Raw genomic sequence first — 21,816 nt, forward strand, 5'->3', positions numbered from 1 at the left:
CTTTGATTATTTAGCTCATAGTTTATTTTGATTTTCTAACATAAAAAAGATCCGAAGAGTACGCTCTTCGGATCTTTTTTTAATACGTCTAATTTTACTTATGAATCCATACAGCACCAGCTGAATTGTCTTTTGCTTCACCAATTACGTCTAATTTTAATCCGTTTTGAGGAAGCAAGCGGCCTGCATCTTTAATTCTTTCATCTAAATACGATTTTTTGTCATTGAAGCTTGTAACTCCATTTGATTCTTTAGATGAAATAGTTCCCCACGTTTTATGAGAATATGACCAAGCAGGTGATTTATCAAATGAGAACGCCGCGTCTGCAATTTGATATCGGCTTGAATTTGCTGTCGTGCTAATCCCATTCACATTAAAGTAAAGAACTTTATGAGCATGTGAATCAACCACACCAAGGAATCCTTCACCCGGATGTTGTCCTACCCAGTTATCAAGATAGCTTTCATCTGCGTACCAAAGCAGCATGCCTGTATTATATTTTGCACCGCGCGCGAATTGAAGTGCTTTATCGCTGCCTGCATAGTTTCTCCACTCAAGGTAATAATAGTTATCTTTATAGCTGATGCCGTTTGTCTTTTCAAATCCATCTAACGTTACTTTTGGCGCTCCTTCAGCATCGTCCGTAAATACCGTTTTTCCATTTACTACTAAACTTGCATTATCAAGTGCAAATCCTTGAAGAGCAAGTCCTCCGTCCGTTACATATTCAAATTGAAGCTTGATTTTTTTACCTTTAAACTGCGTTAAGTCATAGCTTTTATCTTCCCATTTTCCGCCGGAAGTTTCAGCAGAACCGTCTGCATTATTCGCTTTATCACCAATTGTATCTAACAGAACTTTTGAACCGTCAGGAAGAATCGCATTTACATATAAATAATCGTATTCTGCCTCTACTTCATAGAACGCTTTATAATTAAACGTCGCTGTTTTGGCCGCTGTTAAATCAAACTCTGGCGTCGTCATTGTCGTATGCAGATCGTCTCCGCGTTTACTGTAGTAGTAGTTGCTTCCAAACTCAGGCTTAATCCCTTGAACAGCTTTTTTAGGTAAATTAATCTTTACAATACCCGGTCTTTTGGATTTTGTCACGCTTTGATCAACCACGCTCACAGAGCCCGATTTTGTAATGTTTTTGCTGTCGATTTGTTGAATATTTGCCCAGTTTCCACCCATATTTGCTTGGAAAAACTCTTTATTTTGCGGGGAGAAACTTGTCGGTTCCGTTCCAGCTACTTCACCAGCCCAGCTCCCTCCGCTCATAATTGACCAAACGCCTACCGGCTCACCTTGACCCGTATACTGTGTATCATACTCATCCGGCAAACCTAAATCATGGCCAAATTCATGAGCAAAAACGCCAACTGCTCCGTCTTCTGGTTCAATTGTATAATCATAAGCAGCCATATTTGTTCCAGGAACTTTATACACTTGTCCCAAAGTAGAGCGATGAGACCAAATAGCATCGTTTCCTAGTTTACCTCCACCTGCTTCTTGCCCAGTTCCAGCATGAATGACCATTAAGTGGTCCACTATGCCGTCAGGCTCATTGCGGTTGCCGTCTCCATCGATATCATATTGATCGAACTGATCATAATCTGAAAGGTTAATGCCGCTTTTTGCTGCTGCAGCAAGCGCTTCTTTTACAAGATTACGAGGTCCTTTAGATCCAGGCGCATTATCGTTTCCTCCCACTGGATTGTCTGCTCCGTATTCTTTTGCGTTTCCAGGGACAGTTAACCAGTCAGAAACCGTTCCATCTACTGTGTAACTGCCTCCAGACTGTTCTTCATAATATTGCTTAAACGTTTTAATTTTCTTACCGTTAAATAGCGTAAAGTCTTTCTTTCCAAACATTAATTGCTGATAGTGATTTCGGTTAAAATCTTTTGCATACATGTAACCAGGTTCTTGAACGACATTGTTATGCTTAAAGTCTGCGTATTCGACTAAAAGAACAAGAACTTTATCTTTTCTCACTTGTCCGTTATATTTGGCCTGAGCTGCAGGTTTAACGTTTACCCCGTTCCCCGAATTGTTTCCTTGAGACTTAATATTAGCAAATTCGCCTCGTTGAAACTTTTCTTTTTGTTTTGTTTGCATTTCTTTCGCTTTCAAATCAATTTTGCTAGCTTTATGTCCCTTCATGCTCTCTTTATGTGCATCTTTTTTGTTTATGTAAGAAGTAACGGCTTTCTTCACTTCTTGCGGTGTTGCACTTTGAGAAATAACTCCTTGGTTTTTCAGTGCGTTAGCCAATCTTTCTTCCGGTACTGTATTCATATCAATTGGTGAACTCGGAAGTTCCTCCGATTGTGCGGTTTTAGCTGAAGCCGTACTTCCATTCATAAGTACTGGCCCCACTCCGCTTAATGTAACAGTTGTGGCAAGAAAAGATGTCCCCAAAATCTTTTTCCAGCTTTTCAAGTAAACCCCTCCATTTTAGAATTTTCAAACTATTAGCAAGATTTATTTTATATTCTAAAACTAGGAAGGTCAACTACATTTTACTATATTATTAAAATTTTTTGATTCTAGTAGATAATGTAAAATAGTTTTATAGTATGTAACTAGTTTTCTTTGCCTGACAATTAAAATGTCTGATAAACCCTTCTTACGTATGCAAATTCCATGCCAAATCGATAACCAAAACTAAAAATATATGAAGCGTATTTTTTTAGGGAATTAGAACTATCTTTTCCATATTACTATTATATAAAAACAAAAAATTCCCCATTATGGATACAGAAAGATAAAAAAATCACTTCCCAATAGACGAGAAGTGATAATCTCTGTATGCAAGTAAATTTTAAGAATGTTCTTTTTGACGCTGCAGCAAGATATGATAGAGCGACATGCTCCAAATAGACATATTGCGCGCTGCGATTTCATAAGGTTTTTCATCAATTTTAAACAAGAAATCCCCTTCATAACTCACGGATTTCCCTTGCTTTTCCAGCTCTTGTTTAACAGCTTCGATCCATTCTACTGCATTCGTATAATGCTTGTTCAAACGAACTTTAATAGTTTGATTCCTGTAATGAATAAAAGATGTAATTCCCCAAAAAATTAAGACAAGAAAAAGTACCATATACAGCAATTGCATGATAACGATCCCCTTCTTCCTTCATTTCATTATTTTCAATGAAGACTTAATTTAGATGAGTAAATATTACTATTCTCCTTTCCTATCGTCATCTCCTTTAAAAAAGTGAATTCCTTTTCCTCGTGGGCGTATAAAATAAATCCATGTACGTGCTCCCTCATCTTTTTTACTAACGTTTTCTGTTGAAAAATGATAAGCTAATAGAATGATAAATAGAAAGGGAGGGCGACGAGTTGTCAACTGAACAAGTGAAATTAGCAGCCGTTTTAGACATTGAAACAACGGGCTTAAGTGCTCAAACATGCGATATTATCGAACTAGCAATTGCTGTTGTTTCTTATGATTCTTCTACCGGAGAAATAATCGACATTGTAGAAGAATATGAAGAATTTAATATGCCTTCAACTCCCATTTTCCCGTATATTACAAACTTAACGGGAATTACAAATGAGATGGTCAAAAATAAAACATTAGACGATAAAAAAGTGGAATCACTGTTAACTAGCGTTTCGGCTATCATCGCTCATAATGCTTCTTTCGATCGCAGTTTTCTTTTAAAACGGTATCCATCTTTATTTAACCAAAAATGGCACTGCTCTATGCGTGCTGTCAAATGGAAAGAGTACGGCTTTCCTAATAAAAAACTAACAACGCTCCTTGATCATCATAATATTGAGAGAGAGCACGCTCACAGAGCTATGGATGACGTGAAAGGAACCATTGACTTGCTCAGACGGCAAAATCCTAGCGGAGAGCCCTATTTTTCTGAAGTATTAAAAAAAGCAATGAGCAAACCTAAAAAAACAGCGGCCTCCACTCGTTTTTAACTCAACAAAAAAAGCGCAGCTTCTGCGCTTTTTTTGTTTTTATTTGCATATTTCTTAAGTGTTGAGTTATATGTTTGAGGAGTATGATTGGAAACAGCGAGGCTGTAAACGCACCGGAAGAAAAAGAAAAGTGCCTGCTTTCAAGCAAAAAAAGCCGCGGAGGAACAAGCTGAACAGCTGGTATTTACACACATATACGAAATCAGCTGAACTTCTAATAATCTGGAAGATTTTAATTATACTTCTCTTATTTTTTGATTTTGAAGATCGTGATGCGTTTGTTCTAGTTCATTTAAATTCAATTCGTACAAATGTCTCCCGTCTTCTGCTTTAAAGTAACCCGATTCAATAATTTGATTCATTAAAAGATCTTTCTTTTGCTCAAATGCTTTTTCAGATGTCATGTTATCATCTCCTTTTTTAGGTGAATATCTTTCATAGAAAAGACGTACACCGCTTGTGGCATACGTCTTGTTGCTTTTCACACTCGTTACCTATGTTTAAAAACAACGCAATCGTTACATTTTATCGAGAAGGCTGCTTATGTCTTGCAGCCATATTGAACATTTTGGTGATGCACTACTTTTATACCCTTCATGGTGTTCTTAAAACGCAATTGGAAAAAGATTTTCACAAAATTTGTTTTTCATCTACTGTCCCGCTTTTAAAATGCGGCTGTGCGGCGATTTTTTTCGTTGCTAAACTGACCACCATTAATACAACTAAATTAATAAATAAAGAAATAACGCCGACATTTGTATCTTTAATGATTTGTGGCAACGCAGGAAACAACGTGCCAAGCGTTGTTTCAGTAATCGTTATATACATCACAGACGCAATGCCGGCAACAATACCTGCACATGCCCCGTATTTAGTCACGATATTGTTTTTCATTAAACTAAAAATAAAAGTAGGAAACAGCTGCGTCACAATGCTGTAGCCCATTAGTAAAAGCGTTACAATCGTATTCCCTCCATGAAGTGTAAAATAGACTGAAACAAGCGCAATGACCGGTACAAAGCATTTAGCCAGTATCGAAATTTGTTTGCCCGTCGCTGAAGGAACAAGAACGCCATAAACGTTTTTGGATAGTGACGTAGAAGCTGCCATCAAAAGCATCGATCCAGGTACAAGTGCTGTTAATAAACCGGCTGCGCCAATAAAGCCGACAATCCACGGGTCAAATGTTTGAATGGAAAGACGAAGCAGTGACAAGTCCGCTTCTGCACCTTGTAGTCCAGGTACCTGCATAAGAGCAGTAAACCCTACAAAAAAGACAAAAAGCAGCATTAACGTATAAATAGGACTTATAATAGAATTCTTTCGAAATACATTCTCGTTTTCAGCTGAATACGTTGCATTAAACGTATGCGGCCACATGTAAAATCCTAATACGGTCAGCATGACTGTAGAAATAAACCACGAAATACTTAGACCTGTCTTGGGAAGAGTAAGAAACGTTGGATTTGCTTGATGCACAGCCTCAAACATCGGCTGTAAGCCTCCGTAGTAATGAATCGGCATATATATTCCTAAAAATAAGACAACAATAAAAATCATAATATCTTTAACAATAGCCGTCCACGCGGAGCCATATATGCCTGATATCATTAAGTAAACCGTTAATGATATGGCTCCAATCCAAATGGCTGCGGTTGAAGAGATAGACCCATAAGAAGCTTCAGATACAATAATACCTAAGCCTTTGAACTGTAAAATAATATAAGGAACAATTGCCAGCACCCCTGCGCATGAAACAACGATGCCGAGAAACGGGCTGTTGTATTTTGAAACAAAAAAATCTGGCTGAGACATAAGCTTATGCTGCTTCGCATATCGCCATATTTGCGGGCCAATCCAATACCCTAACACGTACGCTAAAGAAATATAGGCTAAAATATAAAACGCTGGCCCTCCTTTTCCATATGCCCAAGCGCTTCCTCCTAGAAACGTAAAAGTAGTATAGATTTCACCCGCCATCAAAAAGAAGACAAAAACAGTTCCAAAACCTCTGCCGCCTACGCTCCACTGTTCTAAATCCATTTTTTTGCCCCGCGTAGCTCGAATTCCAAGATAAATAGCTAAAAGTAAAAAACCAAAAATAATAATCAGAGCAGTATTCATTATTTATCTCCTCCTTTAACAGCAGGATCGAGCTTGTATACAATGCCCATAATAAAAGACGTAAGGATTACCCACATAACAATCCAAAAGAGAAAAAAAGGCATCCCTAAAATAAACGGCGTTACTTTGTTAACAAAAGGCAATAAACCTAATATTCCTACAAATGGAAGCAAGCAAAGAAGATAAATTATTTTCATAGAACTCCTCCTTAATCACACGGCTTATCAGTACTTATCTAACACTTTAACTATCTCATTATGTACTTCTCTTATTCTTCTCTTTACACCTCCATTCTTGAGCTAAACGAGACGTTTGGCATAGAAAACCGCCGTTTATTTGTTCCTTAGTATCTTCCATTTGTCCCCATGTGAAAAGGAGTTTGTAAGGCATGCTTACAAGATTTTGAATGCAGCAGAATATAGACAAACAAAAAGAAACGGAACTCAGAGTAAAGGTCTCAGTTCCGTTTCGATTTAGCATTTCTATACTTTATTCTTCTTTTTTCTTTACACCAAGCGAAGAGAGAGCTTGTTTTAAATGTCCAAACGTTTCAATTTTATTAAAACTAATTCCTACATTAACAGCCGTCTGAGCCATGTCAGGACTCACTCCTGACATAATCGCATGGATGCCTAGCAGCTGCAAAATGTTAATCAAATCAAAAAATTTGTGAGCAACATACGTATCTACATAATTTACACCCGATAAGTCAATGACTAGATGCCTTATATGTTTTTCTGCACACTTTTTTGGAACAACCTCGATAATAGAATCACCTTTGATTTCATCAATAAGCCCTACTAAAGGCAAGACCGCGATGTGATCTACAATTGGAATGACAGGAAAACTCGTTTCGTCGATTAGCTCTTGCTGAAGACTTATTTTTTGCCTTGTGATTTTATAATACTGTTCGGAGAATTCATTAAGGAGTTTATCAAATGTTGTATGATAAACTTCGCTCCAAGACAGTATATCTTCTTTTGTAATAGATGAATGTATCAGACTATATGTTTTGACATACGTCCAAATAATTTTTCTTGTTTTGCTTAGCGCTTCTACTACCTCGTAAATCGGCGTATCAAATTTAATTCTGCTGTTTACTACTTCCGTCGTCCATTTCACCATACGTTGTTTAAAAATCTTTTGATCGTCAAGAAAGCCGCTCGCAATTGTTTCAATCGTATAAAGATGCTGCTCACGCAGCTTTTTCTCAACTGAAGCATCTGCGTCCTTTGAGTAAATCGATCCTTTAATATTACTTCTTTGGCGCAGCCATTCTTCACTGATAGAGGCTGAATTTTCTAAAATATATTCAAAAAGTCGTTGATTTTGTTCACTCACTACTGTTTAACCTCCGTTCACTTTCTCCTTCTGTCCACTTACTTATAAAACGCACCTTATGATAAATTCATGCTTCATATTTTTTCCTCGTCCATCTCTATCATACACGATAACCGCTTTGCATACTTATAGAGAATTAGATATAAACAAGCAGGTGTTTGATTATCTACATAGATAAACTGCCGTGTATGATGCAGCTATCATTTATTTTCACATGAAAGGATGTTAATTGTATTGAAAAAATCAATTATTTTGTTGGGGATTCTCGCTACAAGTATTGGATTATCCGCTTGTTCAAACAATACAACAACTTCTTCTGCCACAAACTCTTCTGCACATTCAGGTCATGAACATCACAAAGCTGCAGTTGCTGATATTCGCGAAGAGACTCCGGGAGCAGATGTTTTGCCACAGTTTTTGAAGAACCAGCCTAAAGATATGAAACTAGTTTATCTATCCGTTGCTAAAAATCGTGAACTACTTGAAAAAATCCCTTGCTACTGCGGATGTGGCATGGAAGCGAATCACAAAAACAGCTATGACTGCTTTATTTTTAAAAACAAAAGAAACGGAGCAGTTGTCTGGGATGATCATGGAACAAAGTGCGGATTGTGTATAGAAATTGCAGCTAAAGCTATGCTCGACTATAACCGAGGCAAATCAATAAAAGATATCCGCAAAGACATCGACGAAAAATATAAAGAAGGCTATGCACAACCCACTCCTACTCCTTCCTTGTAGGACATTGGCAGTTTTTAAGCAAACATTCGCGATAGGTATATATAAAAGGAGAAGATATCAAAAACACATTCTTTTTTAGCGTTTTGAAAGCTGATTCATCTTTGAAAAAGCAAAAAACACTCAAATAGCTATTTGAGTGTTTTTGTGTATTATTCTTTCACAAACTCTTTTGTACTTCTTACTGTATCAATCGGACGCACGAGCTTCTCAATTTCTGCACGTTTTGGCTCTAAAAAAGGAGGCAGTGATAATTTTTCTCCGAGCGTTTCGTAAGGTTCATCTCCCATAAATCCTGGTCCATCTGTCGCAAATTCAAATAAAATTTGCGGAGCCACTCTTGCATACAACGATTCAAAGAAGTGACGATTCACATAACCAGACGTATGGAAACCGAAGCTTGGCATTCGATTAATCCACTCTTCAAGAGCTTGTCGATTTTCTACGCGAAAAGCAACGTGATGAACAGTTCCAAAACCTTGCTGAGCCTGCGGAAGTTTTTCATTGTGTTCTACTACTACTTGCGCACCGTTTCCTCCTTCTCCTACTTCGAATAGGTGAAGGTCTCCTTCTTGAGCAATCTCTTTAAATAAAAGGACTTTTTCCATCATTTCTTTAAAGTAATTAAACTCGGCAATACGAATAAAGATAGGACCAAGTCCTGTAATAGCGTATTGAAGAGGGACAGGGCCTTTTTGCCAAGGAGTGCCTGATTCAACTCCTTGATTTCCTTCATCGGAAATTAACTGATACTGCTGATCATCAAAATCAACAAACGAAAGCGTCTTTTTCCCAAATAGCTCTTGAATCCCCGTATGATTTACTTCTAAGCGATCAAAGCGCTTTACCCAATAGTCTAAAGCCGCATCATTTGGAACGCGGAAAGATGTTTTTGAAATTTCATTTGTTCCGTGAAAACCTTTTGGAATACCTGGAAAATCAAAAAAAGTCATGTCCGTTCCGGCGCTGCCTTTATCATCTGCAAAAAACAAATGATACGTTTGAATATCATCTTGATTGACCGTTTTTTTAACTAAGCGCATGCCTAACACATATGTGAAAAATTCATAATTCTTTTCTGCACTGCTTGTAATAGCCGTTACGTGGTGTATTCCTTTTAAGTGGTTCATTCTACATTCCTCCGGATAAATCGTCTAGTTTATCATTTATTATTTATCTTTAATTTGAATATCTTTAATTAAAGATAATATACCATGATTAATTTTCCTTTGTCAATAAAGTATGGATGATCTCGGAAGGAAATATGTATATTTTTACATTTAACCAAAACATTATAAATGAGGACGAGTCAAATCGGCAATAAAACATCGTATAAACAAAGAGCTTTTACAATTCAAAAGCTCTTTGTTTATTCTTTAATTTTCAATATGCTTGATTATAATTGCAGGATTGCCTCCGACTACCACGTTATCAGGAACATTTTTTGTCACAACGGCACCCGAAGCAATTACCGCATTGTTGCCTATTTTCACTCCAGGATTAATAACGGCTCTCCCCCCAATCCATACGTTATTTCCTATTTCTACGCGTTTTCCAAACTCAGCTCCTGAAATTCTTTCAAGAGCATGCAAAGGATGAGTTGCTGTATAGATATGTACACCTGGTGCAAGAAAACAATTATCTCCTATTCTTATTTCACATACATCTAAAAGTACGCAATCAAAGTTAGCATAAAAATTTTCTCCAACATGAATGTTAGAACCGTAGTCACAGCGGAAAGTAGGCTCTATGCAAAGAGAATTTCCCGTAGACCCAAACAGTTCTTTTAATAAGTTTGTACGTCTTTCTTCTTCCCTTTCTGTTGTTTGGTTATAAAGCCTTGTTAATCTTCGAGCGTTTTCACGTTCTTTTATTAATTGCGGATCAGCGGAAAGGTATAATTCTCCATCCAGCATTTTTTGTTTTTCTGTTTTCATTTTGCATCCCCTTTTTTGTAGTTCCTTCTCTAACCGATACTGATTTATTCTCTTACACGATATCATGTTTTTAAACCTTTGTCCGGTATTCGCTGAGATTATAACCCCCCCAGGCAAACATTAGTTAATTTAATAACTCCCGGAAGCTAATTTTTTAATCTTTTTATATAAAAGGAATAGTAAGAGAAAACTTCATCACATATACTATATAAATTTATATAAAAGGCAGGGATATCATGAAAGCACAGCGCTTGGTAGATGACCAAAAAGGAACATACAGCAAGGAAGTTCAGAAGCACTTTAACCTAAAAATAAATGGGAAAATTTATACGCAACCCTCGCCGCAATTACCTCCCTCAACCCCTATGCAGAAGAAAAATCTTAAATACAAACCTCAAAATAAAGTTCTACGCACGTACGATAAAAAAGATAAAACATTAAATGACACACAAGAAAAGCTCATAAAATCTGCAAAAACTAGATTAACTAAATATGAAAAGCTTCTATTAAGCAATCAGCTTTCAGAATCTGCGGCTCTTTACTCACCTTTTGGGTTAGAAGAGCTGGTACGAATGGCTAGTAGAGAGGAGTGAACGATTTGTGTTGGATGAAAAAGTAATCATTGATACAAACATTTGGGCTTCACATGCGCTTAATTATCCAGAAGTTGTGGAATATATTAATGAACTTATTTCAAATAATGCGGAATTTTTAATGCCTACCGTTGTAGAAATGGAACTTCTGTCGCATTGGGAAGTAGAAACAAATCCTCAAGTCAAAGCAGTAAAAAATCATTATATTTACGATATGACAGATAAGATTGTAGACGTTACAAGTGAAATTGCACAGCTAGCAGCTCAAATTCGCCGAAAAGCTAAAATAGAATCCAATAAAAAAATTAAAGGCCCAGATGCGATGATTGCCGCATCTGCTTTTATACATAATGCAAAACTGATTTCCAACAATAATAAAGATTTTGCTTGGATTACATTTAATTTCAGCTACCGAGGTCAACCATTATCTTATGTAAACCCTATTAAAGATACGATTGCTTACGCTTCTTTTATTAAAAGCTTCGAACTGCCCACTTTGACTCATACAGCAGATGCCTTACACAAAAATAAAAAGGAAACCTAATTTCTTTTTATTATTAAAATATGCCTCATCTCCCGTCGAATTTTTAAAGTGAAAATTTGATGGGTACATACTCCAATTCTTTCTATAATGAATACAGTAAAAAGCATAAAAACTTAGGCGGTGAAAAGAGTGAATTATCAATATTACCCGGAACAACCTTTAGAAGAGTATCAATATGGCTATGATTATTATTCGAATCCTCATGAAACTGACGAAAGATTCCCATATGGTTATTATCCATATCCTCGCCCACGTCCATTTTATCCTTCCCCTTATCCTCGTCCTATTTATTACCACCCCCCTTACTTTCACCCTCGTCCTCGTCCATTTTACCCACACCCAGTGTATTGGAGATAAAAAAAGAAGAGCGATCAGCTCTTCTTTTTTGTTTCTTGATATTTAGACATCTCTTCTTGAATAATGGTCACAAACGCTTCATTTTGTTCAATTTCAAAAACGGTAATAGCTTTTTCTAGGTAGGCTATTCCTTCTTTAAGCTCACCAAGCTGACAGAGTGCTTCTCCAATTTGATAGTGCAGTTCTCCTAATAAATAAAGCGTCTCATGCTGAATACACAGCTCTAGTCCTGCTTGTGCATATTTAACCGACTTTTCATAACGTTCCATTTGCAAAAGCGCACGCGATAATCCATATAAAATTCGAATTTTGACAAGAGGATCTTTTAATTTAGGAAGCAAAGCAATATGCTGCAATCCTTCCATAAACGTACTGAACGCTTTTTTTAAATGACCTTCTTCTTCATAAATAATGGCAATACTATTCAAAATAGCAATCTCTTTTTCTGAATAAAACTGTTCGCTCGTACGCGTGAACGCAATAGCTTTTTCCAATTTACGAAGCGCTTGTTCAAATTTATTTCCAATATAATAATCACATATGGCTTCGTGCCATAGGAAAAATTGTGCATGAAAAGGATCTTGAAACATAGGATTATCTTTTTCTTTGTTCACCATATGTAACACGGTTTCATAATCGCGTTTTCGTATATAATGCCTAATGGTCGATTTAATTTCTTTTGAATAATCGTTGGGCGTTAGCTCTCCTGCTTCAAAGAAATAATTCATCGGAACCCCTAAGCGTTTCGATAAATGATAGAGAACTTCACTGCTTGCATGAATTTCACCTTGTTCAAATCGATGTAGCTCTTCTTCAGTACAAATTCCTTCTGATAACTCGACAGTTGTCATTTCCGCAATCTTTCGCAGATCTTGAATCAGCTGACCTACTTGTTTTTTATCATTCAAAAAATCACCTTACTTAAAACGTACAAACCCTGTTAAAACAACGTTCCACTATAATATTGTAAACTTATTGTACATTTAGATAGTTTTTTTATCAATAGAAATAAGAAAAAAATTCCAAGAAAAATTCTTCTAATTATAACTAGTTACTTTAATCTCCTTCAAAATAACTAAAGTCTATTTCCTTAATAACAATTTTTCTTTTTACGTTTACACCTATGTTATTTTCAATCATAAGCTTTGCTAACCTGTAACCATCGATTAGAATTATTTTTTTACTTTCTAAACGAGAGGCATATTCTTTAGCTCCATTTGTGAAAGAAGAAGTAGTTATAAAAATTCCCTTTTTAGCACTCTTAGCGTCTAAAGCTCCAGAGAAACTCATTACATCGGGTCTTCCAACTGTATTCTCCCATCTTTTAGCCTGAATATAGATATTATCTAATCCTAGTTTATCCTCTTTGATAATACCATCTAATCCACCATTATTTGTCTTATCAGTAACTTCTCCATCTCCGTATCCCATAGCAGTTAGTAATTCAACCACTATATATTCTAATCTTCTCCAATGGGCTTGCTTTAACTGGTCAATCAGTTTTGTAATCAACTCATTTTCAATCTCACTTACTTGATCTTGGATTACTTCTAGAGGATTTATTACCTTTTCTAATTCTTCTATTTCATCTTCGACATCTTCTTCATTATCTCTTAACAGTTCCAAGCCGTCTTGTGTAATTTGAAAAGTAAGTTTATTTACTTCTTCTATATAATCTTCTTTTATTAAACTGTAACGTGCTCCTCTGATGGTCGTTACGTAAATGGAGTCTTTTCCGCTTAAATAAGTTTGTACTCTCTGTTCTTCTGTAAGATTAAAGTAAGAAGCTACTTTATCTGAGATAGTTGCAGCAGAATAAGCCTTTCCATCTGAGAGGACTTTCAATATAGGAATTATCATCTCTTTTTGTGTAGGAAGCTTCATACCATCTAACCCTTTACTTCTAGAAAATGAACTTTCCTTTAATGCACTCGCTATCTCATTAAATTCATTGTCGTTATGAGGTGTACCATACTTTTTCAATGCCTGTAGTATCTTTTCTTTTGATATCCCCGTATCTTTAAGTCTTTTTATGTAGCTTAGTACTTTAACAGACTCATTGTTATATAAAATACTGTTCTCACGTTTAATATAAGGGATGTAATCTTTAAAAACTTTTATCCAGTGTCTACCCGTACTTTCTGACCAACCTACATATTCAGATAACCTTACTTTAGGAAAAACTTCCCCCTCCACATACTCCACCACACTATTACTTTTTAGTAATATTTTATCATTTTTTATTTCTTTTTAGAGAGATTATTTTTAAATTTAATCCCATTCTCTCCAGTTTGAAGAATATTAACTTATAACTGAATAAATCAATATATTTAATTAGATTAGTCAATAGGTTCTCCATTCTCGTCATACTGAATATCTTCATCTAAATCAGATAAATTATCTTCTTGCCATTGCTTTTGTTCTTCGGGAGTCATTTCAGCCCATTCAGTTTGACTATCAACCCAAGGATCACCCGTCCATTTAGGTGTTTCCCCTTCTTTAAGATTAGCTCTTTCCTCTTCAGCACGTTTTAGAAGTCCTCTGATTGAGTATCCTGTTCAGCATTTAATTCTTCCTCAATCTCAGCTTCTTCAGCCCATGTTTCAGCTTGATTTGCTTCATAATTATCAATTGTTTCTTGACTAACTGGAGATTCTTCTTGCTTCTTTTGTTCTGCTTGTTGGGCTGCTACACGTTGTTCTTCAGCAATCTTTTGTTGTCTTTGTTGTTCGGCTATTTCTGCTTGTCGTTTAGCTTCCGCTTCTTCTTTTGCTTTTTGTTCTGCTAATTCCTTAGCCTTTCTTTCTTCTTCAACTTTTGTAGCGTACGCACGTAAATCTTTCTGTTCATTTTGAATTTGTTGAGATTCAGATTTCTTATTTAATTCTCTTTCATTAATCTTTTTTTCTGGCTTTACAGCAGTTTCTTTCTTAGAAGTCTCAGCGTTCTTCTCTTCCCCTTGGTCACATGCTCCCGTAGTTAAAATCAAAGACAACAAAATGCTACCAACTAACAACTTTTTCACAGCATTCTCCCCTTAACTTTTCTCTGTATGGAGTGTTACACTAAACAGATAAACTGATTTGACTAACCAATTTTTCTAAGTCCTTGATTAATTCTTTAGGGGTAACTATATTGTTCATTACGTTATTACATATCTTTAGAAGCTCAAGTTTAACTTCTATGCTAATTTCCTCAGGTTTCAATTGTTCATTCACAACACACAGCCCCCTTACTGAGTAAATAATACCATAAAAAAGGTTATTTTTGTTACCATCTCAATTATTTTTCTTCTTAGTTTTTCGATAATTTCCTTTTTATATCATCTGCATTTTCTTCCCTATAATTAATGTAATCCACCATTATATTTTCTATAACTCTTAATAATTCTTTTCCTTGTTCTTCTGTAAATAAGCACTCTCTATTACCTTCTTAACCTTCATGTACTTCTTACCATCTACACCAAAGTGAACCTTATGGTAATGTGCTTTACGATCACTTTATAAGTTACCTATAAATAAACGTTTACTCCAATCCTATTTCATTTCACTTCTATAAAGTGATAGACTATTTCAACAGGAGTAGGCGAGTACGCCTACCTCCTTCAAGACAGACTTCACATAAAGGATTTAACCTCTTCTTCCTATTGCGTAATTTAATCCATAGGCTACCAGAATAAAAGGCTTGCTCTTGCTCTTTCTTATCTACTCTCTGTTCCTTGTACTCTTTATGAGTATCTTTTTTGCACTTGTCACAATATGTATCGTAAGCTAATTGACGACATTCCTCCGTGTTACATATCTTAGGTGGCTTTTTAGGCAGGTTGTTCAGCCACCTTTTTTACTCTTTATTATTTAGCACATATTTCAATTTACATACTATAGACATAATAAAAAGCCACTCATCAGAGTGACTTAGCATTAGATTTATTCTTTACTTCTTCAGGTACATAATCTAAAAGTGTGGATATTATCATATTAAAATGCCATGGAGTAAGATTATTTCCAGCACTTTCTTTTAATTCATTTCGTAGCTTTTCACCCCATACAGGATATCTGTCATTACTTTTTGCTTCTTCTAACATATGATCTACTACATTTAATACCTTATAATACTCATTTTCTTTTGTACTAATATAATAATCCTTCTGTTCATAATTCATAACTCCACCTCCTTTTAGTTACCTGTGAATTTCCCTGTTTTAACCAAATCAAACTTGTTAACTCCCTAAAATAAAAAGCCGACCTTATGATCGACTTTCTTTACTGAACTAAATATCATCTCTTCAGGCACTTTAAATACTGCTTTAATTTTGTATATATCTTTCTTACCTTAAGGCAGTAAACCTTGTAATCAGTTCAATAGTAACCCCTGAAACTAAAAGGTATGGCAGGTCCTGAAATAGGCGTCTGTCCCCCACCCAAAAATTTTGGAGCTTTAGCAGGATACCCCAGTGGATAATTCCCCCACCAACTTTCAACTTCACCACTAGAATTCAGTACATATCCAGTAGGACGTCCAAAGGAAGGCATGAAATAAGGATAGAAAGCATAGTTAAAAGGAGTATAAAAATTAGAATAGAACATTTAATCACCTACTTTGTTCCAACATGTAAAAAAATCCTTCATTAAGGTATGAGAGCTTTCCTTTTATTGTGAATCATCATTTTCAACAACTTTTTATTATTTGCACAAAATAAAAAACACCCAAGCTATGGGTGCTTTTTATACACTTAACATGTTAAAGGAGAAAACGATTCGTCAGCAAAAGAAGTACTGACCATTAATATTATGCTCGAATGTGAGTTTACCTATACTGTGCGTTTCTCATTTTTTATTATAAAGCTTGCTAGTCCAATATCAAGAACTGTTCTTTCATGAGATTGTATGTCCCATAATTGTTGATGGTAATCTGGTATATATACACTTCCGTCATATTGAGCTTTAATAACACGTCGGAAATTCTCACTTGAGCATTGCACAATGTAGGACTTTACGCCATTTTCCTCTACAACATTTAGTACTTTAAAATCAAATTGAATTTTCATTCTCTAACCCCCGACTTTCTACCTAATAACTTCCACAAAAAGTGTAATAATCCTTCTCTGTATATTACTAAAAGAATATTTTTAGCTTTCATTAATCAATATAACTTTTAGCTGCTCCCTACGAAAAACCATAAACTCCAACTAACCATAATCTCTTTTCATGCCTTTGCTCATCAGTTAACTCTATGTCCGTATCTTCTGGAACGTCTTCATATTCAATATTTCCCTCTAACAACTGCTCGAAGAGTACTTGATTCATTAATATTAGCTCTATTCTTAATAATGATTTTATGTTTCAGCATATTAACTTCTACAAAATAAAAAGCCACTCTAAATGAGTGACTTAAACTTATAAAAATATTAACTTTCACCTCAGCTCTACAAGTAAATAACTTAGTGCCCTATCTAATGCTTCAGATATAGTTTCAACCTCTTCAATCAACTTTGAACCAGTTTTTAGTTGGTAAGCTAAACCTGTATCGAAAATTTTAATTCCACCAGCAACTTGATTGTTAGATTTTAAAACTTTACTCACACTCAATATAGAGCCTTGAACTTTTAAAAAAACTGAACAATCTGGAAATGAAATTTTATTTTCCTCTTTAATAAATTCAACTTCTGGTTGTTGGTTTTCATTTAATTTTACATTTAACATGTCAATAAAAGAATCAATGACACTTTGAACCGATAACAATTCGAAATGTTTTCCTGAAACTTTAGAAACATAAGCATCCATCCAGTTTTTACTTTTCCCCATTAATATTCCCACCTTTTGTGTAGACTATTTTATTCTACAAAAGGCTAGTTATTCTCACTTTTTTAAATATTAATCAATTTTCAAGATGCTTTACGACATAGATAAATCCGAATTCAATTTATGAAGTTATAACAATAATAACCTCGCCTATTTCTCTAGCCCGTCTATACATAATTGACAAGCTAAACATATGTTAAGTGTATATTCTATTTTCTTCATCGATGAAAGGATGAGAACGTATGGTAGCTAAAATCAATTCACTTACGATTGGTAACATTTCTGGAGGAACTTTTATTTTTGGAAATGTAAATCAAGTGTGTCCCGTTACAAGTACAGAATCCAATTCACAAACAGGTTTGGGATCAAATGCAAGTCCTAATTCAAGTTCAGTAACAGGCTCTCAAAACACTTCTTCTCAACAGTCACCTAGTTCAACACCTACTTTAGGAAGTGGAAATACAAATACACTTTGAAAAGCATCCCTACGTATAAGGATGCTTTTTATTACAACCTTTAATTTACATACACTTTTGATAGAATGTAAACTAATAATTAATATATTCAAAATTAACTTGATAACCTTCATGCTTGGTTAAACCTTGTAAACTCATTATTACTTTTTCTCTAGATATCTATGTAGATCCCCTTCTGTATGCTCTCCTTTCAGATTAAGAATTCTAACCTCATAATGGATACTTATAAATAAAAAGAGAAAAACAAAAATATTTGCTTTCCTCTTTTTATTTATTTTAAATCTATCTCCATTATTTTTGCTTACTGTATCAATTTTTCTTTATTCCTTACTGGAATTGTCTAGCTACATCAATTATCTCGTCTTTATATAGCAAAATGTCATTTACATTATCTAATTTATGAGTTGTTTTTAGTTCATCATTTAATTGAATATATTTATTGCTCGTATTAAAACCTAATCTACAAATCCATTTACGGATATTATCATCTAATAAAACATTAAAGTAACTTTTATTGTCCCTGTAATATACCCTATTTACATCAATACTTTCTTTTAACATTAGTTTAATTAAAACATACCCCTCTATTTCCTCTTCTGTGGTAACAACAACAGGTTCATTACTTACTTCTTCCAGTTCTTCTATTAATTCTTGCTCTTTTGTTACAGCAACTTCTGCTTTCCCTATTTCCACATCAATATTATCATTATATCCGTCAGCAGAACTTAAAGCCTTTTGAAGTTTATCATTCACTTTTTCATTAACAAATTGACTTAGAGATTTTTCTACAATCCCTCTAAAATTATCTATCACTTTCTTTGTTTTTACCCCCTGATAAACATCAGTTAAAATAAACTTAATAAATTCATCATTCGGCTCTTCCCATTGTTGATTTAGAAATTGTTTAATTTCTCCTGTATACTTCAACTCTGATGCTGTAGTCAGTACATTTTCAATATTAAATACACTTTTCCGGAATTTTGCCAGTTCCAATAAATGATTTTCTCTTAACTCAAGTAAGTTAAGGATAAAGAAAGGCTTTTCATCCATTTTATTCGGTTCTTCTAAATCAGTAAAAAATTTGTATTCTATCCCATTGGTCAAAATAGCAAATTTTGCTTTAGTAGTACCAAAATATCTAAACAATTGTGAATCGTGTTTATGTAATTTCTCATGAACACATTTAGCTTCAATTAATATAACAGGATTTATACCATCCATAATCGCATAATCAATTTTTTCACCTTTTTTAATCCCGACGTCAGCAATAAACTCGGGTACAAGTTCTTCCGGATTGAAAATATCATATCCAAGAGCCTGTATTAAAGGCATAATTAAAGATGTTTTTGTTGCTTCCTCAGTCTGAATGCTATCTTTAATTCTTTCTATTCTATTAGATAAAGTCTTAATCTGTTGAATAAAATTGTCCATTTCCTTCTCTCCCTATGTATTATTTCTGTATTAGAAAAATTAGAAAATAATTGTCTTAAAAAAGTTCTTTTTTTACTTTTATTGTATAACGCAAGTGTTACTTACTCATGAAAACATTATTATCAAGGATTCTTGACTAACTCAGTGAATGCTCTTTTATATAATTACAAGATGTTAAAAATAGTTTCTTAAAGGCTAGGAATTTAAGCTCCCTTTCAACACATTTTTAATTTCTAGATAAAAAGCAATAAGTGGATACTTTTTTCATTGCCTTTTTATTTATAATCTAAACATCTAATCTTGGTACATATTTTTATTCCTCTTCGTGAAAAAACCCACAATAAATTTAACCATTTTGAAAGTTCGACGGATATTTTCCGAAACCACAATAACATTTCCACACGTAACTCACATGTTTACAGATAGGTTTTTTAATTCATTTACACGTATTAAATATTTAATATGATAATGGAGACATAGCACTTTTCAATTATACAGACTAGCTTAAACTGTTCAGGATTCACTTATAAAATCTTCTTTTATTTACGAAAGTATTTAACGCATATCATCTAGTTTTCACCTTCACTTGCAATACCTCGCCGTTTCTGTTACATTTAAGAAGAATTATTTTTGTTCGGCAAAGATTGACAAGTTAAGAACTTTCGTCTGAAAATTTGAGCAAGAATAGTAACACAATGTGTGCATAGCACGCAAGGAGGCAACAACAATGGAACAAGGTAAAGTAAAATGGTTTAACGCAGAAAAAGGTTTTGGATTTATTGAACGTGAAAATGGAGACGATGTATTCGTACATTTCTCAGCAATCCAAAGCGAAGGTTTCAAATCTTTAGACGAAGGTCAAGCTGTAACTTTTGAAGTAGAGCAAGGTCAACGTGGACCTCAAGCTACTAACGTTCAAAAAGCATAATTAATACAACTATATATAAACAGACTCTACAAGTAGAGTCTGTTTTTTATTTCTTTGAAAATTTTAAAACAATAATAAAAACCCTATTCATGAATGAATAGGGAATATCGAAACAAAAATAGTAACTGGTAAAGAAAATGGTAAGCTCAGTATAGCATAGTATCCTTGTAATACCTAATTTTTTATTATCTAGTGTTTTTCTAAATATAATTCAATAAAAGCATCCTTTATTGAGGTACTTTTTGCAGTAGCAAGAGGATGTTCTAATAAACTATTCATTGAATGAAACATCAATCTCCTCCTTTAAATCTATAAAACAGCTTCTATCTCTACTCCTTTCCGCTCAACTCTTACAGCATACTTTCATACCATCGCAGTACTATACTAACTGTTCAAATTTGAGTAGGAGTGGTAGAGCTTATATACTAATCATCGTGCAAATCGGTAAAATTGGTTGTAAGTCACCCCCACACGCACATAAAATTTAATGTAATTGAGGTTCTATATGACTGTGTCACCTACCATTTTGATTTAAATATGCTCAATTATCAAGAAGCAAAGAATCCCACCTTTCACTCGCCATTCTAATTATTAACTTAAATTCTCGTTAACCTACCTTTGAGAATTATTCTTTTTTTATATATCTGTTTACTATACTTCTTAACTTAGCTTCCTTATTAATGAAACTAATAAATTTTGTATGATTTATTTCTATAGTTTTCTGATATACAATATTTTCCTTATTGTCCTTAGAGGCTTTCTCATATATTACTACATCAATAAATTCATCTGATGAACTATTTAATTTATGATTTGCTAAATAAAGCCCGATTGTCGCAAAATCAGGTACTTTTTTTTCTATCATGTTGTAATTACTAACTTTAAAATATTTACTATCATTAATAGATTTAATAATTTCTGTATTTGGATATAAAATTTGGCTATATAAATTAATACTCTTTTGCATATTAAGAAAAGAATATGGTAAATTAAATTTATTTATATAAATATAATAATAACCTTCCAGTTTCATAAAATTACCAACCAACTCAGCAAACTTATTTTCTGAAAAGTTAACTTTTGTAATGTCCCTTATAAAATTATATAGAATATGTGGATACACTTTAATTAAGCTTAAAATTTCATTTCTTTTCTCAATATTTACCCTTTTCTCTACTTTACTAAAAGATTGTGGATTCGAAAAAGGGCAGCTTTCATAATTTTCTTCATTATAATCAGCAAGACCCTTAATACTATTTTTATAATGTCTACCATGTAAAGATTTATTATTTTTTTCATCTTTCGTTTTCTTTACATATAAATTAACTATTATTATAGGATTATTGCATGCTGGACAAACTGCAAAATGCTTAATTCCATTATTATTTTCATTGAAGTAAGGCTCTTGCTTATTTGTTTGACGCTCATAGTTATTGACATTTAATTTAAAGACCTCATTGGTATTAACATTTAATTTAAATAACTTCATAATTTATTTAATCCCCTTCGTCCTTTTAACCAAATTATACAAAAATTTCTTTATTTTACAAAGGTAGATAATCAAAATAACCCTATTAAATTTTCCGTATTTATC

At 34.1% G+C, this 21,816-nt stretch carries 25 protein-coding genes; 7 read left to right on the forward strand and 18 right to left on the reverse strand.

Features of this window, described 5'->3' with window-relative positions:
* Positions 1-94 precede the first annotated feature (94 nt).
* Both AC1DEF_RS08345 and AC1DEF_RS08350 read right to left on the reverse strand, forming a co-directional pair.
* Positions 95-2,446: an immune inhibitor A domain-containing protein gene (locus AC1DEF_RS08345; RefSeq protein WP_043982429.1), complete on the reverse strand. Its 2,352-nt coding sequence runs from the start codon at positions 2,444-2,446 to the stop codon at positions 95-97.
* 382 nt (positions 2,447-2,828) lie between these two features.
* Positions 2,829-3,125 (reverse strand): hypothetical protein, encoded by a 297-nt coding sequence (locus AC1DEF_RS08350; protein WP_013057017.1) that lies wholly within the window; start codon positions 3,123-3,125, stop codon positions 2,829-2,831.
* A gap of 233 nt (positions 3,126-3,358) precedes the next feature.
* Between AC1DEF_RS08350 and AC1DEF_RS08355 the strand changes: the two genes are divergently transcribed.
* A complete protein-coding gene (locus AC1DEF_RS08355; protein WP_097823438.1) occupies positions 3,359-3,952 on the forward strand; it encodes an exonuclease domain-containing protein in 594 nt (197 codons plus the stop codon).
* Positions 3,953-4,188: 236 nt separating this feature from the next.
* On the opposite strand, the gene fbpA is transcribed toward AC1DEF_RS08355, so the two are convergent.
* The 4 genes from fbpA to AC1DEF_RS08375 all read right to left on the reverse strand — a co-directional run bounded on the left by fbpA (position 4,189) and on the right by AC1DEF_RS08375 (position 7,417).
* Positions 4,189-4,356: a Fur-regulated basic protein FbpA gene (gene fbpA, locus AC1DEF_RS08360; RefSeq protein WP_097823439.1), complete on the reverse strand. Its 168-nt coding sequence runs from the start codon at positions 4,354-4,356 to the stop codon at positions 4,189-4,191.
* Between the two features lie 226 nt (positions 4,357-4,582).
* On the reverse strand, positions 4,583-6,076 hold the full coding sequence (locus AC1DEF_RS08365) for a sodium:solute symporter family protein (protein ID WP_097823440.1): 1,494 nt from the start codon (positions 6,074-6,076) through the stop codon (positions 4,583-4,585).
* On the reverse strand, positions 6,076-6,273 hold the full coding sequence (locus AC1DEF_RS08370) for a DUF3311 domain-containing protein (RefSeq protein WP_013083119.1): 198 nt from the start codon (positions 6,271-6,273) through the stop codon (positions 6,076-6,078). Before AC1DEF_RS08370 ends, AC1DEF_RS08365 begins: the two co-directional genes overlap by 1 nt.
* A 292-nt stretch (positions 6,274-6,565) precedes the next feature.
* Positions 6,566-7,417, reverse strand: coding sequence for an STAS domain-containing protein (locus tag AC1DEF_RS08375; RefSeq protein ID WP_043982424.1), 852 nt, complete (start codon positions 7,415-7,417; stop codon positions 6,566-6,568).
* A gap of 234 nt (positions 7,418-7,651) precedes the next feature.
* Between AC1DEF_RS08375 and AC1DEF_RS08380 the strand changes: the two genes are divergently transcribed.
* Positions 7,652-8,158, forward strand: coding sequence for a PCYCGC motif-containing (lipo)protein (locus tag AC1DEF_RS08380; RefSeq protein ID WP_013083117.1), 507 nt, complete (start codon positions 7,652-7,654; stop codon positions 8,156-8,158).
* Between the two features lie 149 nt (positions 8,159-8,307).
* On the opposite strand, the gene AC1DEF_RS08385 is transcribed toward AC1DEF_RS08380, so the two are convergent.
* Together AC1DEF_RS08385 and AC1DEF_RS08390 are read right to left on the reverse strand one after the other, a co-directional pair.
* Positions 8,308-9,285: a ring-cleaving dioxygenase gene (locus AC1DEF_RS08385; RefSeq protein ID WP_016764075.1), complete on the reverse strand. Its 978-nt coding sequence runs from the start codon at positions 9,283-9,285 to the stop codon at positions 8,308-8,310.
* Between the two features lie 246 nt (positions 9,286-9,531).
* Entirely contained in the window at positions 9,532-10,092 is a 561-nt protein-coding gene (locus AC1DEF_RS08390) for a maltose acetyltransferase domain-containing protein (RefSeq protein ID WP_043982422.1), read from the reverse strand.
* A 236-nt stretch (positions 10,093-10,328) separates the two neighbouring features.
* On the opposite strand from AC1DEF_RS08390, the gene AC1DEF_RS08395 reads away from it, so the two are divergent.
* The 3 genes from AC1DEF_RS08395 to AC1DEF_RS08405 all read left to right on the forward strand — a co-directional run bounded on the left by AC1DEF_RS08395 (position 10,329) and on the right by AC1DEF_RS08405 (position 11,586).
* A complete protein-coding gene (locus AC1DEF_RS08395; protein ID WP_047932077.1) occupies positions 10,329-10,685 on the forward strand; it encodes a hypothetical protein in 357 nt (118 codons plus the stop codon).
* Between the two features lie 7 nt (positions 10,686-10,692).
* Positions 10,693-11,229, forward strand: coding sequence for a PIN domain-containing protein (locus tag AC1DEF_RS08400; protein WP_028408568.1), 537 nt, complete (start codon positions 10,693-10,695; stop codon positions 11,227-11,229).
* 129 nt (positions 11,230-11,358) lie between these two features.
* Positions 11,359-11,586 (forward strand): spore coat protein, encoded by a 228-nt coding sequence (locus AC1DEF_RS08405; RefSeq protein WP_097823441.1) that lies wholly within the window; start codon positions 11,359-11,361, stop codon positions 11,584-11,586.
* Between the two features lie 14 nt (positions 11,587-11,600).
* Here AC1DEF_RS08405 and AC1DEF_RS08410 read toward each other — a convergent pair whose 3' ends face one another.
* The 8 genes from AC1DEF_RS08410 to AC1DEF_RS08445 form a co-directional block, all read right to left on the reverse strand.
* On the reverse strand, positions 11,601-12,494 hold the full coding sequence (locus AC1DEF_RS08410) for a helix-turn-helix domain-containing protein (protein ID WP_013083112.1): 894 nt from the start codon (positions 12,492-12,494) through the stop codon (positions 11,601-11,603).
* Between the two features lie 148 nt (positions 12,495-12,642).
* Positions 12,643-13,782: a restriction endonuclease gene (locus AC1DEF_RS08415; RefSeq protein ID WP_097823442.1), complete on the reverse strand. Its 1,140-nt coding sequence runs from the start codon at positions 13,780-13,782 to the stop codon at positions 12,643-12,645.
* A 334-nt stretch (positions 13,783-14,116) separates the two neighbouring features.
* Entirely contained in the window at positions 14,117-14,611 is a 495-nt protein-coding gene (locus AC1DEF_RS08420; RefSeq protein ID WP_097823443.1) for a hypothetical protein, read from the reverse strand.
* 40 nt (positions 14,612-14,651) lie between these two features.
* Positions 14,652-14,804, reverse strand: coding sequence for a hypothetical protein (locus tag AC1DEF_RS08425; RefSeq protein ID WP_016764069.1), 153 nt, complete (start codon positions 14,802-14,804; stop codon positions 14,652-14,654).
* A gap of 686 nt (positions 14,805-15,490) precedes the next feature.
* On the reverse strand, positions 15,491-15,748 hold the full coding sequence (locus AC1DEF_RS08430; protein WP_097823444.1) for a hypothetical protein: 258 nt from the start codon (positions 15,746-15,748) through the stop codon (positions 15,491-15,493).
* 648 nt (positions 15,749-16,396) lie between these two features.
* Positions 16,397-16,633, reverse strand: a complete 237-nt coding sequence (locus AC1DEF_RS08435; RefSeq protein WP_074681336.1) for a hypothetical protein — start codon at positions 16,631-16,633, stop codon at positions 16,397-16,399.
* A 118-nt stretch (positions 16,634-16,751) separates the two neighbouring features.
* The gene (locus AC1DEF_RS08440) at positions 16,752-16,892 is read right to left on the reverse strand and encodes a hypothetical protein (protein ID WP_176521221.1); all 141 of its coding nucleotides are present in this window, start codon (positions 16,890-16,892) and stop codon (positions 16,752-16,754) included.
* A gap of 108 nt (positions 16,893-17,000) precedes the next feature.
* The gene (locus AC1DEF_RS08445; RefSeq protein WP_097823445.1) at positions 17,001-17,390 is read right to left on the reverse strand and encodes a hypothetical protein; all 390 of its coding nucleotides are present in this window, start codon (positions 17,388-17,390) and stop codon (positions 17,001-17,003) included.
* Positions 17,391-17,629: 239 nt separating this feature from the next.
* Between AC1DEF_RS08445 and AC1DEF_RS08450 the strand changes: the two genes are divergently transcribed.
* A complete protein-coding gene (locus AC1DEF_RS08450; protein ID WP_097823446.1) occupies positions 17,630-17,863 on the forward strand; it encodes a hypothetical protein in 234 nt (77 codons plus the stop codon).
* A 327-nt stretch (positions 17,864-18,190) separates the two neighbouring features.
* Here AC1DEF_RS08450 and AC1DEF_RS08455 read toward each other — a convergent pair whose 3' ends face one another.
* Positions 18,191-19,294: a type I restriction endonuclease gene (locus tag AC1DEF_RS08455; RefSeq protein ID WP_097823447.1), complete on the reverse strand. Its 1,104-nt coding sequence runs from the start codon at positions 19,292-19,294 to the stop codon at positions 18,191-18,193.
* A 727-nt stretch (positions 19,295-20,021) separates the two neighbouring features.
* On the opposite strand from AC1DEF_RS08455, the gene AC1DEF_RS08460 reads away from it, so the two are divergent.
* Positions 20,022-20,222, forward strand: a complete 201-nt coding sequence (locus AC1DEF_RS08460) for a cold-shock protein (protein ID WP_025908891.1) — start codon at positions 20,022-20,024, stop codon at positions 20,220-20,222.
* 625 nt (positions 20,223-20,847) lie between these two features.
* On the opposite strand, the gene AC1DEF_RS08465 is transcribed toward AC1DEF_RS08460, so the two are convergent.
* A complete protein-coding gene (locus AC1DEF_RS08465; protein WP_318331304.1) occupies positions 20,848-21,711 on the reverse strand; it encodes a hypothetical protein in 864 nt (287 codons plus the stop codon).
* Positions 21,712-21,816 lie beyond the last annotated feature (105 nt).

Source organism: Priestia sp. 10L35 (assembly GCF_056395685.1).

What these genes read in the sequence shown, in the direction of transcription:
- AC1DEF_RS08385 (WP_016764075.1), bottom strand. Translation starts at nt 9,285, where the DNA reads ATGAACCACTTAAAAGGAATACACCACGTAACGGCTATTACAAGCAGT.
- AC1DEF_RS08365 (WP_097823440.1), bottom strand. Translation starts at nt 6,076, where the DNA reads ATGAATACTGCTCTGATTATTATTTTTGGTTTTTTACTTTTAGCTATT.
- AC1DEF_RS08440 (WP_176521221.1), bottom strand. Translation starts at nt 16,892, where the DNA reads ATGAATCAAGTACTCTTCGAGCAGTTGTTAGAGGGAAATATTGAATAT.
- AC1DEF_RS08460 (WP_025908891.1), top strand. Translation starts at nt 20,022, where the DNA reads ATGGAACAAGGTAAAGTAAAATGGTTTAACGCAGAAAAAGGTTTTGGA.
- AC1DEF_RS08465 (WP_318331304.1), bottom strand. Translation starts at nt 21,711, where the DNA reads ATGAAGTTATTTAAATTAAATGTTAATACCAATGAGGTCTTTAAATTA.
- AC1DEF_RS08430 (WP_097823444.1), bottom strand. Translation starts at nt 15,748, where the DNA reads ATGAATTATGAACAGAAGGATTATTATATTAGTACAAAAGAAAATGAG.
- AC1DEF_RS08435 (WP_074681336.1), bottom strand. Translation starts at nt 16,633, where the DNA reads ATGAAAATTCAATTTGATTTTAAAGTACTAAATGTTGTAGAGGAAAAT.
- fbpA (WP_097823439.1), bottom strand. Translation starts at nt 4,356, where the DNA reads ATGACATCTGAAAAAGCATTTGAGCAAAAGAAAGATCTTTTAATGAAT.
- AC1DEF_RS08370 (WP_013083119.1), bottom strand. Translation starts at nt 6,273, where the DNA reads ATGAAAATAATTTATCTTCTTTGCTTGCTTCCATTTGTAGGAATATTA.
- AC1DEF_RS08390 (WP_043982422.1), bottom strand. Translation starts at nt 10,092, where the DNA reads ATGAAAACAGAAAAACAAAAAATGCTGGATGGAGAATTATACCTTTCC.
- AC1DEF_RS08350 (WP_013057017.1), bottom strand. Translation starts at nt 3,125, where the DNA reads ATGCAATTGCTGTATATGGTACTTTTTCTTGTCTTAATTTTTTGGGGA.
- AC1DEF_RS08455 (WP_097823447.1), bottom strand. Translation starts at nt 19,294, where the DNA reads ATGGACAATTTTATTCAACAGATTAAGACTTTATCTAATAGAATAGAA.
- AC1DEF_RS08450 (WP_097823446.1), top strand. Translation starts at nt 17,630, where the DNA reads ATGGTAGCTAAAATCAATTCACTTACGATTGGTAACATTTCTGGAGGA.
- AC1DEF_RS08395 (WP_047932077.1), top strand. Translation starts at nt 10,329, where the DNA reads ATGAAAGCACAGCGCTTGGTAGATGACCAAAAAGGAACATACAGCAAG.
- AC1DEF_RS08445 (WP_097823445.1), bottom strand. Translation starts at nt 17,390, where the DNA reads ATGGGGAAAAGTAAAAACTGGATGGATGCTTATGTTTCTAAAGTTTCA.